At 70.8% G+C, this 17,718-nt stretch carries 13 protein-coding genes and 1 pseudogene; 3 read left to right on the top strand and 11 right to left on the bottom strand.

Annotated features, from left to right (window positions below; translation table 11 throughout):
- Nucleotides 1-42: 42 nt before the first annotated feature.
- The 8 genes and pseudogenes from BT364_RS22095 to ectB all read right to left on the bottom strand — a co-directional run bounded on the left by BT364_RS22095 (nucleotide 43) and on the right by ectB (nucleotide 9,192).
- Entirely contained in the window at nucleotides 43-1,869 is a 1,827-nt protein-coding gene (locus BT364_RS22095; RefSeq protein WP_072486956.1) for a serine/threonine-protein kinase, read from the bottom strand.
- A gap of 85 nt (nucleotides 1,870-1,954) precedes the next feature.
- On the bottom strand, nucleotides 1,955-3,205 hold the full coding sequence (locus tag BT364_RS22090) for an MFS transporter (protein WP_256260144.1): 1,251 nt from the start codon (nucleotides 3,203-3,205) through the stop codon (nucleotides 1,955-1,957).
- Nucleotides 3,206-3,254: 49 nt separating this feature from the next.
- Nucleotides 3,255-3,584: a hypothetical protein gene (locus BT364_RS22085; protein ID WP_371268634.1), complete on the bottom strand. Its 330-nt coding sequence runs from the start codon at nucleotides 3,582-3,584 to the stop codon at nucleotides 3,255-3,257.
- A 366-nt stretch (nucleotides 3,585-3,950) separates the two neighbouring features.
- The gene (locus BT364_RS22080) at nucleotides 3,951-5,372 is read right to left on the bottom strand and encodes an NAD(P)/FAD-dependent oxidoreductase (RefSeq protein WP_072486953.1); all 1,422 of its coding nucleotides are present in this window, start codon (nucleotides 5,370-5,372) and stop codon (nucleotides 3,951-3,953) included.
- A gap of 84 nt (nucleotides 5,373-5,456) precedes the next feature.
- On the bottom strand, nucleotides 5,457-5,630 hold the full coding sequence (locus BT364_RS22075; RefSeq protein WP_256260143.1) for a TetR family transcriptional regulator C-terminal domain-containing protein: 174 nt from the start codon (nucleotides 5,628-5,630) through the stop codon (nucleotides 5,457-5,459).
- Nucleotides 5,631-5,718: 88 nt separating this feature from the next.
- Nucleotides 5,719-6,159: pseudogene (locus BT364_RS22070) on the bottom strand (GNAT family N-acetyltransferase); the annotation flags it as partial.
- Between the two features lie 229 nt (nucleotides 6,160-6,388).
- Entirely contained in the window at nucleotides 6,389-7,834 is a 1,446-nt protein-coding gene (locus BT364_RS22065; RefSeq protein ID WP_072486952.1) for a glyceraldehyde-3-phosphate dehydrogenase, read from the bottom strand.
- Nucleotides 7,835-7,920: 86 nt separating this feature from the next.
- Complete coding sequence (gene ectB, locus BT364_RS22060) at nucleotides 7,921-9,192, bottom strand: diaminobutyrate--2-oxoglutarate transaminase (protein WP_072486951.1); 1,272 nt, start codon at nucleotides 9,190-9,192, stop codon at nucleotides 7,921-7,923.
- Nucleotides 9,193-9,971: 779 nt separating this feature from the next.
- Here ectB and BT364_RS22055 point away from each other — a divergent pair.
- Genes BT364_RS22055 through BT364_RS22045 form a run of 3 tightly spaced genes read left to right on the top strand, consistent with a single transcriptional unit; the run spans nucleotide 9,972 to nucleotide 13,688 of the window.
- Nucleotides 9,972-11,069, top strand: coding sequence for a SagB/ThcOx family dehydrogenase (locus BT364_RS22055; protein ID WP_072486950.1), 1,098 nt, complete (start codon nucleotides 9,972-9,974; stop codon nucleotides 11,067-11,069).
- A 52-nt stretch (nucleotides 11,070-11,121) separates the two neighbouring features.
- Complete coding sequence (locus BT364_RS22050; RefSeq protein ID WP_072486949.1) at nucleotides 11,122-12,426, top strand: cupin domain-containing protein; 1,305 nt, start codon at nucleotides 11,122-11,124, stop codon at nucleotides 12,424-12,426.
- Nucleotides 12,426-13,688, top strand: coding sequence for an MFS transporter (locus BT364_RS22045; protein ID WP_072486948.1), 1,263 nt, complete (start codon nucleotides 12,426-12,428; stop codon nucleotides 13,686-13,688). Before BT364_RS22050 ends, BT364_RS22045 begins: the two co-directional genes overlap by 1 nt.
- A gap of 42 nt (nucleotides 13,689-13,730) precedes the next feature.
- Here the strand turns inward: BT364_RS22045 and BT364_RS22040 are convergent, their stop codons facing one another.
- The 3 genes from BT364_RS22040 to BT364_RS22030 are packed head-to-tail and all read right to left on the bottom strand — an operon-like array spanning nucleotide 13,731 to nucleotide 17,653.
- Entirely contained in the window at nucleotides 13,731-14,180 is a 450-nt protein-coding gene (locus BT364_RS22040; protein WP_143166528.1) for a hypothetical protein, read from the bottom strand.
- A gap of 12 nt (nucleotides 14,181-14,192) precedes the next feature.
- The gene (locus BT364_RS22035; RefSeq protein ID WP_072486946.1) at nucleotides 14,193-15,671 is read right to left on the bottom strand and encodes a nitrosuccinate lyase; all 1,479 of its coding nucleotides are present in this window, start codon (nucleotides 15,669-15,671) and stop codon (nucleotides 14,193-14,195) included.
- On the bottom strand, nucleotides 15,668-17,653 hold the full coding sequence (locus tag BT364_RS22030) for an FAD/NAD(P)-binding protein (RefSeq protein WP_072486945.1): 1,986 nt from the start codon (nucleotides 17,651-17,653) through the stop codon (nucleotides 15,668-15,670). The genes BT364_RS22035 and BT364_RS22030 overlap by 4 nt, the downstream gene beginning before the upstream one ends.
- Between the last annotated feature and the right edge of the window lie 65 nt (nucleotides 17,654-17,718).

The following is a 17,718-nucleotide window of genomic DNA, read 5'->3' as shown; positions in this document are numbered from 1 at the left end:
TCCATGCTGCCCAGAACCGGCGGGAGCTGCCACCGGGACGGATCAGCTGCCGGAATTGGCGGCGTTGCGCCAGACGGTGAGGTCCAGAGTCATATACGTACTGGGCGAGTCCTCGCCCGAGAGCCCCTGGACCGTAACGAGGCCCATGTGCCCCGTCCCCGTCGTGACACAGATCTGCCGGCCCTTCGAGATCGTGTTCAGGTAGATGGTCTCGGTGAACCGCGTCTCGGCACGGCAGGTCGCGAGCGATCCCTCCTGCCCCGGATCGAGCAGTACCAGGCTTCCGCCCGTGGTCTCCGCGTCGAGATATCCACCGGTGTCGTAGGAGAGCTCGTACCCACCGTCCTCGCCCTGCTGGGGCCGGACGTTGTCGTCCCCGAGCGTCAGGTGGTAGCCGGCCGTCAGATTGATTCCCTTGTACTCATCGGGCTTCGGATCGGGCCTGGTGCTCGGCTTGGAGCCGGCCTCCTTGTTCCCTTCCTTGGTCCCGTCGCCGGCCTGACTGCTCTGGGAGGAACCGCCTGCGTGCGTCTGCTCGCCCTTGTCCTTCTCCTTGAGCAGCACGTACAGCGTGCCGCCGCCGACCACACCGAGGATCAGCGCGGCGGCGATCGCGACGACCGCGCGCCGCTTCCCCGAGTCCCCGGCGGGCCGGGGCGCCTGGGGCGCGGGCTGACCGGGATACGTCTGTGCCTGCGCGGGCATCTGCGTCGGCATCTGGGTCGGGGCGTAGGCATGGGCGTGGGCCTGGACCTGGGCCGGAGTGGGCGCCTGGTACTGGTGCTGCGGCTGGGGCGGGACCTGGGAGGGCTGAGCCGGCTGAGTGGGCTGATACGCCACGGGCGGACCGTATCCCTGCGGCGGGGTGGCCGGGGTCACCGGCGTGGTCGGCGAGTAGGCCACGGGCGGGGCGGAGGTGGGCGGCGGCGGAGTCTGGACCGGAGCCGGGGCCGCCGCGCGTACCGTGATGTCGGCGGTGACCGGAGCCGGCAGCCAGTCCTCGGGGCGGCGCAGCACCGTCTCCGCGTTCGCGGACTGGCACAGCGCGATGACCTCCGCGATCGACGGCCTGGCCGCGGGGTCCTTGGCGAGGCAACGGCTGACCAGGTCCATCAGCCGCTCCGGGATGCTGCTGAGGTCGGGCTCCTCGTGCACGATCCGGTAGAGAACGCCGTGCGAGGTCCCCTCGCCGAACGCCGGGACCCCCGTCGCCGCGTATGCCGCCACCTGGCCGAGCGCGAAGACGTCGGTGGCCGGGGTCACCTTGCGCCCGGCGGCCTGCTCCGGCGCCATGAACGAGGGGGTGCCGATGGTGACGCCGCTGCCGGTGAGCGAAGTCGCGTCGGCTGCGTGGGCGATACCGAAGTCGATGACGCGGGGGCCGTCGGCGGCGAGCAGCACATTGGACGGCTTCAGGTCACGGTGGACGATGCCCGCGCCATGGATGATGTGCAGGGCCTCGGCCATGCCGGCGATCAGCAGCACCACCGTCTCGACGGGCAGCGCCCCGTGCGCGACGACCGCGTCGGCGAGCGAGGGGCCGGGCACGTAAGCGGTGGCCAGCCAGGGCTGCGCAGCGTCGGTGGCGGCGTCGATGACCGGCGCCGTGAACAGACCCTGCACGCGCTGAGCGGACTGCACCTCCTGCGTGAACCGGCGGCGGAATTCGGCGTCCTCGCCGAACTCGGGCCGGATCACCTTGATGGCCACGGGCCGTCCGCCGGGTGTGTATGAGAGGTACACCTTGCCCATACCGCCCGCGCCGAGCTTGGCGGCGAGCCGGTACCCGGCGATGGTGGTCGGGTCGTCTCCGTCGAGCGGCTGGAAGACCTGGGAGGCCCTTCCCGAGTCCGGCTGCTGACCACTCATCACTTACGTCTCCCACGCAGAACGCCGATGTCGAAACGGCACCTTATACAAGGACGGGCCGTCGGCGCCCGTTCCGGCCAAGTACTCAGAACCGGGAGGACGCTGCCGGTGGTGAGCCCGGTTGCAGATCCGCGTCAGGCGGCAGCCTGCGAGCCGCGTACGTGCCCGCGCACGCCGTCAGCAGCATCACGCAGCCCGCGAAAATCAGCCCGGCCTGGCGCAGCCCGAGCCAGGTGGCCATGGCGCCGACCCCGACCACCGGCAGGGAGATTCCGCCGTAGGCGACGACGAAGAACGCCGAAATCGTGCCGCCGCGATGCTGCGCCGGGGCCGCGCCGCTGATCAAAGTGAGCGCGGCACGGAAGGCCAGGCCCTGGCCGGTGCCGCCGCACAGGGCGCCCAGGACCAGCAGGAGCAGGGACTCGGCGAGCAGTGACGACGCCACCAGCAGCAGGCCGACGACGAGGACGCCGCAGCCGACCGGGAGCGCGAGGCGTGCGCCGATCCCTTGGGTCAGGGACTGCCCGGCGGTCGAGGCGAGGAAGACGGAGAAGACCACGGCGCCCGAGACGGCCAGATTGTGCACATCCAGCGTCCGCGATGCGAAGCTCGGTGCGACCGCGGTGAACAGGCCGAGCAGCGCGAAACCGGCGAAGGCCGCCAGTGAGGCGGGCAGGAAGACCCCCTTCACCTCGGGGGGAACGGCCAGCCCCAGCGGCTTCAGGGGCGGCCGGCGCTTCGGCTCGGCAACGGTCTCCGGGAGGAGCCAGGTGATCCCGCAGGCAAGCGTCACCAGTCCCAGATGGACCCAGAACGGAAGCGTCAGCGGCCAGGGCGTGTACTGCGCGAGGATCCCGGAGAGCAGCGGCCCGCAGCCCAGACCGCCCATGTTCGCCGCGGTGGCGGCGAACCCCGCACGCGCCTTGTGCCCGGGGCCCGCCAGTTCGATGACGGCCGCCGTCGCGGCACCGCTCAGCAGCCCGGCCGCGCAGCCGGACAGCAGCCGCCCCGTGAAGAGCAGTGGCAGACCTCTTTCCAGCAGGAAACACCCCGCACTCGCCGCCGACAACGCCAGGGCGCACAGGATCACAGGTCGTCGGCCGGCCTCGTCGGAGTAGTTTCCCGCCACCAGCAGCACAGTGATGACCGCGACGGCGTAGACGGCGAACACAACGGTCACCATCAGTTCGGAGAACCCGATCTGCTCCTGGTAGAGACCGTACAACGGGGTGGGCAGAGTGGTGCCGGCCATTCCCACGGCGAACACCAGCGCCGCGGCCACATAGCCCGGCCGCCACCGGCCACCGGCAAATCGTGTGCATTCGTGAACTGTCACGCGCATCACCTCGCGGCCGGTGCCCCGTCGCGGCCGGCTCCGGGGCGGGTCAGTCCCAGAGCTCGTGCGTCATGACCCGCTCGGTGTACGCCGGCCTGCCGTCGGTGTAGACGAGATGGAGCCGCGTGAACTGCCGCAGTTCGGGATGGGACGGCCAGGTCTTCGGGCGGTCCAGCCGGACGATGACGGGGTAGGAGTGGAACTTGCCGGCCGCGCAGTAGGGCTGACAGTCGTTCACCGCGTCGAGCGCCGTGCCCGTGGCGGAATTCGGTCCCCAGTGGGACCAGTGGATGTCGATGAGGCGATTGTTGCCGTCCCCGCAGGCGAGCAGGAAGTCGCCGGGGCGTACCTGCGCCTCCGAGAAACAGTCGACGGCCACGGTGCGATCCGCTGGGCGGGACTCCGTGGACGCGGGTGCTGATGCGGAAGCGGATGCCGGAACGGGAATCGCCGCTGCGAACGCGGCGGCGGCGCACAGCATGACCGCTGTCCTGAGGTTGCGTAGTTGCATATCGGCTCCTCGGCTGCCTCTTGTCGGGCCCACGCCGCCCGGGGCGGTCGCCGGGCATGACGCCCTTCTTCCAGCCGTCGTTCCTGAATCGACAATATGGCCGCACCCAGTGATACACCAACCGTACGGGTGATAACAGTGTAAAAATGGTGCGAAAGGTGTTCGGTCCGTCGCCCGGACGCCGTTCGTTACCGGTTGGTGCTACCTTCCGGTCGCGCCGGTCTTCGCGGGCGTTCAGGTGGCGTGGTCCGCGGGCCCCGTGGCCGACTCCCACTCCGAACGTGCGGGGCCGTCGAACGCGGGCGTGAAGTCCGGGTGTTCGCCCAGCCAGTGTGCCAGCCGGGCACGCACCTCCTCGGTGCCGTATGCCTGATCGGCCGTCAGGACGAGATGGCGGGCCTTCGCCCGTGCGCGCATGACCAGCGGGTCGTCGAAGGCGCAGGCGGCGAGAGCCGCCCTCTCGCGGCCGGCCGCGGTGGGAGGTTCCGTCGACACCCGTGCGGGATCGCTGAGTTGAGCCGCATCGGCCCGGTCCGCGGCGACCTGGGCGTCGAACCACGGGCGCAGGTCGCGCGCCGCCCATCGGCGGTACTCGGCGGTGAACGACGCCGGGTCCGAGGCCGTGCCCGCATGGTGGGCCACCCACTGTCCCGCCAGCAGGGCCATGGCCACTCCCTGCCCCATCGTGGGATTGGTGTACGCGAGCGAGTCCCCGATACCCACCAGGCCGGTGGCCACGGGCCCGTCGGCGTCGGCCAGCGAGGTCCAGTGATTGTGCAGGCCGCCCATCGTGAGTACACCGGAGACCGGCTCGGGCTCCAGGTCCAGCCATGCCGCGATGGCGGGGAAGGTCCGGGCGACCCTTTCGAACACCGCGGGGTCCCGCAGGGCCGCGCGGGTGGGATCGGCGGTGGAGACCGTCAAGGACGCCGCGAAGATGCCGTTGTCCGACGGGAACACCCCGCCGACCGCGAAGGCCGAGAACGAACCGGGTCTGATGCGTCCGGGATCACGCGGCCCGTCGGCACGCAGCCGGTACCAGCGGCAGAAGTACGCGATCGGGACGCGGTGGTTCTCCACGACCGCGTCCCGGCAGCCCTCCTCGGCAAGCCACCGGGGCACCGGGGACCGGCGCCCGCCGGCGTCGAGTACCAGATCCGCGCGGTGCGCCTGCGACGCGGACCGCACCCCCGTGACCTGCGGGATGTCGCCGTGCCGGTCGACAGTGAGCCCCTCGGCGGCCTCCCCGAGCCGCACATCGACGCCCGGTTCGCGGTGCACCGCGTCGTGCAGGGCGGCCTCCAGTACTATGCGCCGGGTCCGGAGCGTCACCAGATCCTCGTCCCCGGGGCGGGCGGGCGGACGCTCGGCGAACCAGTCGAACTCGTTGTGTTCCCGGGCCCCCATGCGCAGCATCGCGCGGTACGCGTCCGGAGCCTCCGCGCGCAGCACGGTCCGGACCGGGGCCAGAAGACCGTGCGGCTGGACCGCCTGCGGCACACCGGGGCGGTGCCAGTCGAAGAAGTCCCCGTCGAGGTCGCGTCCCGGCCGGTGGCCGTCCCGCTCGAAAACGGTCACCCGATGGCCCCGACGGCCCAGGAACAGCGCTGCGGCCAGGCCGCCGATCCCGCCGCCGACAATCGCAACCCGCGTCAATGTGGTTCCCTCCACGCCGTGTTGCCGACCCACCGTATCCCAGGGTCCCCGGGGGTGGGACGCCCGGACGGGGCGTCGGAGGGCTCAGTCCCGTTCCAGCAGCCGCTCGGTCGCCGACAGTGCCGTGCGCAGCGCACTCGCCCGGTCGGCTCCACGCCGGCCCAGGACGACCCTCGTGCTCAACCCGTCGAGCAGGGCGAGGAGTTCGGAAGCGCGCGCCGCCGTATCGAGGTCCGCGGCGAAGCGGCCCTGCCGCACGCCCTTGGCCAGGAGTGCGCTGGTCGTGCCATCCGTCCGCGTGCAGCAGCGCGCCGCGCATGACGCCTTCGATGGGGTATCCGGCCTTGAGCGCCACTTTGCAGGAGGCCGGGTTGGCCACCGAGTGGCACAGCCGCAGCCGATGCAGGCCCAGCTCCTCCAGGGCCCACCGGCTGACGCGCTTCACCGCCTCGACCGCGACCCCACCGCCGCGGGCCGCGGGCAGGAGCCAGTAGATGATCTCGGCGCTGCCGCCTTCGAGATCGACGTCGGTCAGCCCGATGAGTCCCGTGGCCTCGCCACCGGGCCGGGCGACGGCCCAGACCGCGCCCGTCTCGGCCTGCCAGCGCCCGTGCATGCGCTCGATCCTGTTGCGTGCGTCCTGCGCCGACTCCACGGTGAAGAGGTTCCATCGGCGAATCGCCGGATCCTGGTCGGCGGCTGCCAACGCATCGGCGTCCTCCAGGCACCAGGGTCGCAACTCCAGGCCGTTGGGGAGGCCGAGTACCAGTTGGGCGTTCCGGGCCATCCGACCTGCGGAAACGACAGGGGGTATGGGTGCACTGGTGATCATCGGGGCATCGTGCCACAGGCTTTCGGGCGCGCGACATCGGATGTCGGCGCATCCGGAATCAGGCCCTGCGCAGCACGAAGGGCGCCCGATGAGCAGCTGCCCATCGGGCGCCCTTCGTGGTGCGTCCGGATGATCCTCTTCCCGGGACGGGGGTGCCGGCCCGGGGGAGGGGAGTGCGCCGGGATCAGACCGCCGGGGCCGGGTAGGTCGGGTACTCCACGCCGGAGACGTGCTGGACGACGCGGATGACCTGGCACGAGTAGCCGAACTCGTTGTCGTACCAGAGGTAGAGGATCGCGTTGTCGCCGTCGACCTTGGTGGCGCCGGCGTCGACGATCGAGGCGTGGCGCGAGCCCATGAAGTCGCTCGACACCGCGTCCGGGGCGGTGGTGAAGTCGATCTGGCGCTTGAGCGGCGAGGTCAGCGACACATTGCGGAGGTAGTCGAGGACCTCGTCGCGGGTCGTCTCGCGTCCGAGCCGCAGACTGAGGATCGCGATCGAGACGTCCGGCACCGGGACCCGGATCGAGCTGCCGGTGATCGGCGCCTTGAGCTCGGGCAGCGCCTTGGCGACCGCGGACGCGGCACCGGTCTCGGTGATGACCATGTTCAGCGGCGCGGAACGGCCGCGGCGGTCGGCCTTGTGGTAGTTGTCCAGCAGGTTCTGGTCGTTGGTGAACGAGTGGACGGTCTCCACGTGGCCGCGCAGGACGCCGTACTCGTCCGCCATCGCCTTCAGCGGCGGCACGATCGCGTTGGTGGTGCAGGACGCGCAGGACAGGATCTGCTCGTCCTGCTTGATCGTGTCGTGGTTGACACCGTGCACGATGTTCGGGACGTCGCCCTTGCCCGGCGCGGTCAGGACGACCTTGTCGATGCCGGGGCGCAGGTGCTTCGACAGACCCTCGCGGTCGCGCCACTTGCCGGTGTTGTCGATGAGGATGGCGTCCTTGATGCCGTACGCCGTGTAGTCGACCTCGGACGGATCGTTGGCGTAGATCACCTTGATCTCGTTGCCGTTGGCGACGATCGTGTTCTTCGACTCGTCGACGGTGATCGTGCCCTGGAACTGGCCGTGGATCGAGTCGCGGCGCAGCAGCGAGGCGCGCTTGACGATGTCCTGGTCGCCGCCCCGACGGACGACGATGGCGCGCAGCCGCAGGCCGTTGCCGGAGCCGGCCTTCTCGATGAGCAGACGGGCGACGAGGCGGCCGATGCGGCCGAAGCCGTAGAGGACGACGTCGCGTCCGTCACCGAGCTCGAGCTTGTTGGCACCCGTGGCGCCGGCGACGGCCTCGGCGGTGAACTCCTCCACCGAGAGACCGCGCTCGTCGGCGGCGTAGGTCGCGGCGAGCATGCCGATGTCGATCTGGGAAGGACCGAGGTCGAGCGTGGTGAGGGCCTGGAGGAACGGCAGCGTGTCGGTGACCGACAGCTCCTCACCGGCGATCTGGCGGGCGAATCGGTGGGTCTTCAGGATGCTGACCACCGACTTGTTCACCAAGGATCGGCTGTGGAGCAGGACCGTTACGTCCCGCTCCCGGTGCAGTTTCCCGATGACCGGGATCATCGACTCCGCGATCTCCTCGCGGTTCTTCCAGCTGGTGAACGAGTCGTCATTGACAGTCACAGGTTTATCTTTCGAGCTAGGCGGCGCTCATATGGTAACCCCTCGCTACTTTGGTCATCCAAACGGGCCGCCCGTGCCGGGTGCTGTCAGGCCGTCTCGCGTGCGGCGCGGGCCAGGATGCCCAGGCCCTCGTCCAGTTCCTCGCGGGTGATGGTGAGTGGCGGGAGTATCTTGACGACCTCGCTCTCGGGGCCGGAGGTCTCGATCAGCAGGCCCAGCTCGAAGGCGCGCCGGGCGGTCCGGGTCGCCCGGTCCCGGGCGTGGAACTCCAGGCCCCAGATCAGACCGCGGCCGCGGGGATCCTCGGTGTCCTCGAAATGCTCGGAGCGGATCGCCCGGAGCGCCTCCTCGACCCGGTCGCCGAGTGCGAGCGTCTGCTTCTCCATCGCCTGCCCGTCGGCCCAGTAGGCGTCCAGCGCGGCGGCCCCGGTCACGAACGCCGGATTGTTGCCCCGGAAGGTGCCGTTGTGCTCGCCCGGCTCCCAGATGTCCAGTTCGGGCCTGAAGAGGGTGAGTGCGAAGGGCAGGCCGTAGCCGCTGATGGACTTCGACACGGTGACCACGTCCGGCACGATGCCGGCCTCCTCGAAGGAGAAGAACCCGCCGGTGCGGCCGCAGCCCATCTGGACGTCGTCGACGATCAGGAGCATGTCGTGCCGCCTGCACAGGTCTTCGAGGCCGCGCAGCCACTCGCCACGCGCGACGTTGACGCCGCCCTCGCCCTGCACCGTCTCGACGATCACCGCAGCCGGCCGGTCGAGGCCCGACCCGGAGTCGTCGAGAAGCCGCTCGAACCAGAGGAAGTCCGGGCTCCGGCCGTCGAGATAGCCGTCGAACGGCATGGGTGTTCCGTGCACGAGCGGGATGCCGGCGCCCGCCCGCTTGAAGGCGTTTCCGGTGACGGCGAGCGAGCCGAGCGACATGCCGTGGAAGGCGTTGGTGAAGGATACGACGGACTCGCGGCCCTTGACCTTGCGTGCCAGCTTCAGCGCCGCCTCGACGGCGTTGGTGCCCGTCGGGCCCGGGAACATGACCTTGTAGGGCAGTCCGCGGGGGCGCAGGACCGTGTTCCGGAAGGACTCGAGGAAGGTGCGCTTGGCCGTGGTGGACATGTCCAGGCCGTGCGTGACGCCGTCCCGCTCGATGTAGTCGATCAGCGCGCGCTTCAGCAGCGGGTTGTTGTGGCCGTAGTTGAGCGAGCCCGCGCCGGCGAAGAAGTCGAGGTACGTATGGCCGTCCTCGTCGTACATGCGACTGCCCTGCGCACGGTCGAAGACGGCGGGCCAGCCGCGGCAGTAGCTGCGGACCTCCGACTCCAGGGTCTCGAATATGTCCGGGCCGGGCCGGGTGGCGGTCATGCCGCGACCTGCGCGAGGTCCACGGCGAGGGCGAGGGCGGGAGCGACGGCCGGGGCTTGGGAGGGCAGGGCGTTCTGACGGTCCATAACGAATCCTTAGGAACAGAGGGAGGGCTGGTGAAAGGAGTCCGTCGAGCCGTGCGCGGCGTCCCGGATCCCGACTGCCCGAACCGGTCGCGCGCAACTCTGCGAGGCATCGAATTTCGCATCGAAATTCGCCTCCATCCTATTGGAGATGAGACCTGCAGAGAAAAAGTCGAGGTTTTGCAGGATCTCCGGCCGGATTCTAACTCGGCCCTGTCGAGGATCAATCAAGCTCTGATCCGTGATTCCGTGGAGACTGTTTTCGGATGCCGTGAGCGGTGGCATACGGCTCGCTCGCGTCCACTCTCACCTCGGCTTTCTCGATGAGGTCGACGAAATGGGGCTCATTTTCCAGTCATTGACCGTGAGAGATATTGCCGATGTCGAAATACGGCGCCTAATGTTCAACGTGTCGGAAGGCGGACCGCGACCCGGGCTTTCGCAAGGGGTTCTCTTCCTTCCTCGCCGGCGCCCGTCGGCGGGAACTTCGGTAAAGAAGCGGAGGTGACAGAAATGGCTCTCGACATCGAGATCATCGAGGACGGCCAGGTGCTGCTGCACCACCCGTCCACCTGATCATCCCTGAGGGGATGACGGTCAGTCCGGCTGCGGTGCCGCAGAGCACCGCAGCCGGACCTGGGCCTGTCCGGCGGACAGGCCCGGGTCCGGGCGAAAGCAGCCGAGAGGGAGAGACGAATGAAGGTCCGCCGCCCCGAGCAACTGCTCCTGCGCTGGGTGCCCGAAGGGCTGGAAGCCGGCGTACCCGGGCGACGCCAGTGGATCCGGCTCTCGGACGATCTGCGCAAGGTGCTGGACAGGGCCGGAGACGGGATCGAACTGGACGATCTCGCGGGCGCCTTCGGCGCGGAGCACGCGGCCGGCGTGCGCGAGGCCGTCGGTGCGCTGCTGAGACTCGGAGTGCTCGTCGCGGTGGACGGCGCGGACCGGATGCCGCCGCTGTGGCAGCGTTGGGGAGGCCTGGCCCAGCGCCTCCACATCGAGGCGCGCGACGCCGACTATCTCGTCGACTCCCCCCGGCGGGCCGACGAGGCGGACGCCATCCTCACCGAGGGCGATGCGCCCGAGGCGTTCAAGGAGTACACCGACCGCCCGGTCGTGCCACTGCCCCGCCGGCCACTGAACCTGACCGCACCCGTCGACGACGTGTTCGCCGCGCGGCGCACCCATCGCCGGTTCACCGGAGCTCCCGTCACGCTCGACCAGCTCGGCACTTTGCTCTTCCACAGCTTCGCGCCGCACAGGTTCATCGACGGCGGAGCCTTCGGGGTCCAGCAGTGCCGGGTCAGCGCCTCGGCAGGCGGCCGCCACGAAGTGGAGGCGTACGTCGTCGCGTACGACGTCACCGGCGTCGAACCCGGCCTGTACCACTACTCGGTGGCCCGCCACGCGCTGGAGCTGCTGGACTCCGACGCCTCCCGTGCGCGAGTGGCGGAACTGACCTACGGTCAGGAAGCCTCCTACGACGGTGCCTTCACCGTCTTCACCACGGCCGTCGCCAACCGCCTGGCGTGGAAATACCGCCATCCGCGGGCCTATCGGCTGTGGATGTACGACGCCGGGCACTACGGACAGACCTTCGCGCTTGCCGCCACGGCCCTGGGCCTCGGCCCGTTCCAGACCGTCGCCTTCGTCGACAGCGAGGTGGAACGGTTCCTCGGCGTCGACCCCGACGAGGAGTTCGCCGTGTATCTCCTGGCCGCAGGGGTCCCGGAAGGGCCCGCCTCGCTGCTCCCGGCCGACTTCGCCTTTCCACGCCCGGGCGCGGTGCGCTGACGCACCGGTTCTCGTCTCCTGACCCCGGGCCCGCACACGACAGGAGTACGCCATGGGCTTGAAGCGCTGCACCGCGCTGCCCCCCGAGGAGTTCCGTGAATCGGTGTTCGGCCGCCGGTACCTGCACACACCGGCCCAGGACCTTGCGGAGGACTTCGCCGACCTGTTCTCCCCGCAGGGCCTGGAGGACCTGATCTCCGGCGGCTTGCGCACCTCGTCGCTGCGGCTGGTCCGCGACGGCGTGGAGGGCGACATCACCCGGGGATGCATCCCGGAGTCCGGCGACGCGCCCGGCACGGCGCCCTTCCCCAGCACCGACGGAATCCGGGCCGGACTCAAGGCCGGACAGACGCTGATCGTCCGTTCGCTGCACCGCTTCCACGCCCCGATCCGCCGCTTCGCGCACGAGCTCGCCGCCGAACTGGGGCACCCCGTCAAGGTCAACGCCTTCGTCACGCCGCCGAACTCCCAGGGCGTGGACCTGCACTTCGACGTCCAGGACGTCCTGGTTCTGCAGATCGCCGGTGCCAAACGCTGGCTGCTGCGTACCCCGCCGCTGCCCGATCCGCTGGCGGCGCACGCATGGTTCGACGTCTCCGCCCAGCGGCGCAAGGAACTGCAGGACGCCTCCCAGCCGCTCGCCGACCTGGTGCTGCGGGCAGGGGACAGCCTGTACCTGCCCCGGGGAACCATGCACTCGCCGATGACGCAGAACGAACTGTCCATCCACCTCACCGTCGCCGTGTCGAGGACCACCCGCCACGATCTGCTCACCGAGCTCGTGCGCAGAGCGGTCGACGACGACTGGCTGCGCGCCGGGGTGGAGACGGACCAACTCGTCGCCGACCCCGACCTCGCGCGCCGCACTCTGAGGGAGGCCGGCGAACGGCTCGCCGCGCTGGGCCGCGACATCTCCACGGACGAAGTGCTGTGGGCGGTGCGCAAGTCGGCGTTCCATGAGCAGACCCCGGAACCCGTGCCGGTCCTGCCCGTGGACGACGACGCGTGTGCAGACGGTGTTCATCGGCTCCGGACCGGCGTGTACTTTCACACGGCTTGCGTGAAGGATGACGTCCAGCTCTCGGTGGGCGGCCGTCGGGTGCGGCTGCCCGCGGCAGTGCTGCCTTTCCTGGAGGGGCTGCGCCGTGATCCGGTCGCGGACCTGACCGGTCTCGGCGCGGCGCTGGGAGAGAGCAACGCCCGGAAGGTGGCCGCGGTGCTGGTCGACATCGGTCTGCTGCTGCCGCCCTCCGTGTCTGCTCGGCCCGCCGGCCGGCCGGACGGTGCTCGGGCACCGTCCGGTGTCGTACCGCGTAGAGAAGTCGTACCGCGTAGAGAAAGCGACCCGGACAACTGATGACAGAAGACACCACTGCCCCGGACCGCGCCGGCCGAGGTGCGGGAAAGAGCGGCTCACCCGGTGGGAAGCTGCGTGACCACCGGTCCTTCCTGCAGTTGTGGCTGGGGCAGGCCAGTGGAGCAATCGGCGACCAGGTGCTCCCCGTGGCGCTCAGCCTGTACATCCTTCACCGGGGCGGTGGAGCGGGTCAGGTGGGCCTCGTGCTGGCCGGCCGGGCCGTCGCCCTGGTCGTGTGCCTGCTGATCGGTGGCGTGATCGCGGACCGGATGCGCCGCACCCGGATTCTGGTCGCCGCCGACGGGTTCCGCGCCGTGCTGCTGCTGACCACCGCGCTCCTGCTCACGCAGCTGCCGCTCGGTCTGCTGCCCCTGGTCACCGCCCTGGTCGGCGCGGGCGAGGCGCTGTCCCGTCCGGCCTCCCGCTCCCTGCTGCCCAGCCTGCTGCCCGATGCCCTCCTGGAGCGCGGAAACGCCCTGGTGTCCGCGGCGCAGCGCGGCTCCGCCGTCCTCGGCGCACTGGCGGGCGTCGCCGCCGTCACTCTGATCGGGGTGCGGCCCGCGCTGCTGGTGACCGGCATCGTGTTCGCGCTGGCCGCGTTCTCCGTGATGCGGGTGCGGGACACCGGGCCCGCGACGGCTTCCCGCACATCGCCGCTCGCCGATGCCGCGGCCGGACTCCGGGCCATTCGCAGCCGGCCATGGGTGATGGCCGTCATGGGAACGGTCTGCCTGCACCTCTTCGCCGGTTCGGCCACCGCGCTCACCCTGCTGCCGATCGTGTCGCGGCGTGAGTTCGGCGGAGATGTGGCGTACGGCGTCGTGCTCTCCGCGATGGGGCTCGGCGCGCTCCCCGCCATCGCGCTGGCCGCGCGCTGGCGGCCCAAGGCCCGCGGCGCCGTGTCCATGCTCGCCCTGACCGGGTACGCGTTGGTGCCGCTGAGTCTGGCCGCACCGTTCCCGCTGCCCGTCGTGATCCTCTGTTTCGCACTCGGCGGCTTCGTGGTCGAGCTCTACTTCGTCTACTGGCTGTCCGCGCTGCAACGCGCCATTCCCGACGAACTGCTCGGCAAGGTGTTCGCTCTGGACCAGCTCGGCGCCTATGCCCTGCTGCCCGTCGGATACGCGCTCGTCGGGCCCATGGTCGGCCTGATGGGCATGACCGGAACGCTCATCGCGGGCGGTGTCGTCGTCGCCGCGTCGAGTCTGCTGTGCCTGGCTGTCCCCGGTGTCACACGCTTCGCCAACCCCTCGGACGACTGACCCGACCGCAGCGCAACGGCGGCGTGGGACGGTGCGCGCCGTTCACACCGCTGCCGCCAGGTAGCGCAACGAGGCCAGCGCCGGGCGGACGACGATCCGGTCGGGCGCCCGGCCCCTCGCCGCCAGCACCTCCCGCAACAGCGCCTCCCGCTGGTGCAGGACCCCAGGCCGGCCCATGAGCACCTGCTGCCACTCGGCTCGTGTGGCGCGGTGCGAGGCCTCCGTCCCTGGGCGGTACTCGACCCGGCAGTCCAGCACGATGCCTGCGTCCACCTTCCCCGGCAGCGGGGAGAGGCCGATATGGACGGACGTCTCGGGGAAGTCCACCACCACGGTGTCCAGATGACAGGAAACATGGAGGGCACCGGCCAGACGTCTGTCGCCGATGATCAGCGCGAACCGGAGAGCGAGGCCCTGCCGTTTCACGCCCGTCCGCCGACGGCGTCCCGGCGGGGAGCCGATGGGGTGCGGTGATGTGCCTGCGTCGGTCATGAACTGCCCTCCTTATCGTTCCGTTGTGGTGGACGGCGTGCTGTTGCCCGTCAGAGCCGAGTCCACCAGAGTTCCGGCGGCGCCCGTGTAGTGGGTGGGATCGAGCAGTACGGTCAGTTCCCCGTCCTCGAAGTGTCCGGACAGTTCCGGGATTTCCGCGAGCACCGCGGCCAGCGCCCGCCCGGTCCGGGCCGCCTCCGCCGAGGCCCGGGTGAGGATCTCCCTCGCGGCGCGTTTGCCCAGCCGGGGCGCGAGTACGGCCACGATCCGCTCCGAGACGATCCGGCCGCCGGTGAGACCGAGATTGGCGAGCATCCGGTCGGGGTGCACCAGCAGGCCCTCGGTCAGCTCGACCGCCGTGTGTGTCGCGCCGCCGGTCAGGCGCAGGCATTCGCGCAGCAGGGCCCACTCCGCGTGCCAGGCCCCCGCCGACCGTTCGTCCTCGGACACCAGACACTGTGTGAGACCGGCCGCCATGACGGGAACCTGAAGCGCGGCGCTGCGCAGCAGCGTGGCCAGGACCGGGTTGCGTTTGTGGGGCATGGCGGACGAGGCGCCCCGCCCGGCCACCGAGGGCTCGGCGACCTCGCCGACCTCCGTCCTGGACAGCGATTGCACATCGACCGCGATCTTTCCGAGTGCGCCGGTGACGAAGGCGGTGACGGCGGCGATGTCGGCGACAGGGGTTCGCAGCGAGTGCCAGGGCAGTACGGGCCGGGCAAGCCCCGTCTCCGCCGCATAGGCGTCGGCCAGCCGGTCGACGTAGTCGGCCTGCTCGTCGTCATGGGATGCGGATGTGTCGTGTGGGACGGTGTCGCCGGCCGATCCGTACTGCAGATAGCCGGCCAGGGTCCCGGCGGCTCCGCCGAGCGAGAACGGCAGGCCGCCGTCGATCAGCCGCCCGACCCGCTCGGCGGCGTCGACGACGAGCCGGCGCCAGCCGGCCGCCTTGAGCCCGAACGTGGTGGGCACGGCGTGCAGGGCCAGGGTGCGACCGGCCATCGCCGTGTCGCGATGCTCCGCCGCGAGCCCGGCACAGGCTTCGGCGACCCGGTGCAGATCACGGTGGACCACCCGAAGGGCACGGTCGGCGACGAGCATGGTGCCGGTGTCGAGGATGTCCTGGCTGGTCGACCCGCGGTGCACGTAGTCGGCGGCGTCCGGGTCCTGCGCGGCCACCACCTCGGTGAACGCCGCCACCAGACCCACCACGGGGTTGGCGGTCTCCCGCGCGCCGCGCGCGATGGCGACCGGGTCGATCAGTTCGGCGCGGGCGCACGAGGTGATGGCCTTCGCCGCGGCCCCGGGCAGGGTACCGAGCCGTGCCTGTGCCCGCGCCAGCGCGGCCTCGGCGTCCAGCATCGCCTGCAGCCAGGCGATGTCGGACACGACGGCCTCGACGGGGGTGCCGGCCCGCACGGGGGACAGCAGGCCGGCGTCCACGGCCCCGGGCCGGAAAGCCTCAGGTCGGTGGTCCCGGTGCGCCGTCATGCCGTCACCTCGGCACGCTGCCCGCCCAGCGGCTTCTCGCCGCTCAGCTCCACGACGGCATGGGAGAGAACGGGGGAGAGGGCCAGCACGGCCCGGGCGATGGCGTCGGCGTCGCCGAGCGTCACCGAGCCGACCCCGGGGCGGGCCCCGGCCGCGGTCACCCAGTGCACGGACTCCGTGGGGATGCCGAAGCCGAAGCGGCGCGGATGGGCCCGCCCCTCGGCATCGACCACGTGGTACGGCCGGTCGGTGACCTCCATGCCTCCGGTCTCGTACGTCCTGCCGCAGTCGGCGGGTATGTGGAAGGTGCGGCACTGCCCGGTGGCGAGGAGCTGGCGCAGCAACGGGTCGGCGGTGCGCCGCAGATCGGGTTCCGGCAGCCTGGCCTCGATCAACGTCGTCGCCCGGTACCGCGCTCCCGGTACGGCAGGGGAGTCCGCGACGAATCCGGGACGCTCCTCGTCGACACGGACACGCATGCCCGGTCCGACGACTTCGAGGACACCCGCCTCGATCAGCGCGGCCATCTCCTCGATGCGGGAGACGGGCGGGCCGATCGAGAGGAAGGCGTTGAGCCCCGTGTACCAGCCGTCGAGCTCATCACGATGGGAGTCGCCGTCCAGGCCCGCGTGGTCCACCACCAGCCTGATCTCGTTGCGCAGATCACGCAGCACATCCAGGGCGGCCTTGTGCGGGTCGTCCACATTGCCGCCCCGGGCACGTCTGATGTCCCGCTCCAGGTAGGTCAGCAGCCAGCCGCGGAAATCTTCGGCGGAGGTGAACCGGCGTCCTCCGTAGGGCCGTTCCGTCTCCTCCCAGCTCCAGTGATCCAGGTCCTCGATGCCGAAGTCCCGGACGACCGCGGACCGCGCCCCCTGGTCGGCGGCCGCCAGGTAGGCATCGGCGAGCCGCGCCCCGTCCGCCGCACGTCCGCGCGAGGCGAGCAGCGTGCTGTAGTAGACGCTCTCCACCTCGCGGGCGATCAGCGGCCACAGGGCGGTGGAGAACTGGAGCCGGTCACCGCTCCGGTGACGCTCGGACAGCTCCCGGATGGTCCGGGGCGTCAGCAGCCGCGGCGTGTGGCGGTGGTGGATCCCCTTCTGGTTCTCGCCGCGGGCGTGGTAGGGCATCCCGCGCCGTGAACCGGAGACCAGATGCGGTTCCAGGCCGGACGGCCGGTAGCGCAGCCGCCCGCCCTCGCCGGGCTCCCGTTCGAACTCGCCGCCGCGCCCGGACGTGAGCAGCGCCATGTGGTCGAAGAAGTTGAGACCGAGACCGCGCAGCAGCACCGGTTCGCCGGGGCCGATGTGCGTCAGGTCGAGGTCGGCGGGGTTGGCCGGCAGCAGATGGGCGAGGCCCAGTGCGGCGGCCTCCTTCCCGAGTCCGCTGTCCTGCCGGGAACCCACGTGTCCCAGGGCGAGTACCACGGCGTCGAGCCCGGCCAGCCGGGTGCCGTCGGTGAGCAGCAGGGTCTGCGGGCCACCGGTGTCGTGCAGGGCGACCGCGGTGGAGCGGTGCACGGTGACGTCGACGTGTTCCGGTGCGGCGGTGACCACCTGGCGGAAGGCGTCCTCCAGGTACCGGCCGTAGAAGGCCCGGGTGGGGTAGGTGTCGCCGTCCATGGCGCGCGCCTCGGCCAGTGTTGCGTCGTCGTGGCCGGCGAGGAGCTGGTCGAGACGGCTCATTGCGCTCAGAGCCCGTGCCCAGTCGTGGAGGCTGGGACCGCACTCGATCGGGCCCGCCATCTCCACGGAGTCGTCGGTGTAGACGGTGACCTGCGAGGCCACGGTGTTCATCAGCAGTTGCCGTGGCTGGTCGGTGCGCCACACCTTGCCCGCGCCGGGCCGCGCCGGGTCGACCACATGGACGGTGACGGCCGGGTGCGAGGCCGACTTCCGCTCGTTGGCACAGAGCCTCTCCAGCACGGACAGCCCGCGCGGTCCGGCACCGACGATGCAGACGGTGAGCTCTCTCCTACTCACAGGGGTCTCCCAGGATGACGGGTCGGAACCGGGCCCGGGCCGGGGGCGCGCTGGGGCCGCCCCCG

This window comes from Streptomyces atratus, assembly GCF_900119365.1.
GTDB lineage: Bacteria > Actinomycetota > Actinomycetes > Streptomycetales > Streptomycetaceae > Streptomyces > Streptomyces atratus_B.
The sequence above is the reverse complement of the archived record's forward strand: the minus strand, read 5'-3'. Positions and strand labels throughout refer to the sequence as shown.

Excerpts from the sequence above, each read along its gene's own strand:
- BT364_RS22095 (WP_072486956.1), bottom strand. The coding sequence starts at position 1,869 with ATGAGTGGTCAGCAGCCGGACTCGGGAAGGGCCTCCCAGGTCTTCCAG.
- ectB (WP_072486951.1), bottom strand. The coding sequence starts at position 9,192 with ATGACCGCCACCCGGCCCGGCCCGGACATATTCGAGACCCTGGAGTCG.
- BT364_RS22055 (WP_072486950.1), top strand. The coding sequence starts at position 9,972 with ATGAAGGTCCGCCGCCCCGAGCAACTGCTCCTGCGCTGGGTGCCCGAA.
- BT364_RS22050 (WP_072486949.1), top strand. The coding sequence starts at position 11,122 with ATGGGCTTGAAGCGCTGCACCGCGCTGCCCCCCGAGGAGTTCCGTGAA.
- BT364_RS22045 (WP_072486948.1), top strand. The coding sequence starts at position 12,426 with ATGACAGAAGACACCACTGCCCCGGACCGCGCCGGCCGAGGTGCGGGA.
- BT364_RS22040 (WP_143166528.1), bottom strand. The coding sequence starts at position 14,180 with ATGACCGACGCAGGCACATCACCGCACCCCATCGGCTCCCCGCCGGGA.
- BT364_RS22035 (WP_072486946.1), bottom strand. The coding sequence starts at position 15,671 with ATGACGGCGCACCGGGACCACCGACCTGAGGCTTTCCGGCCCGGGGCC.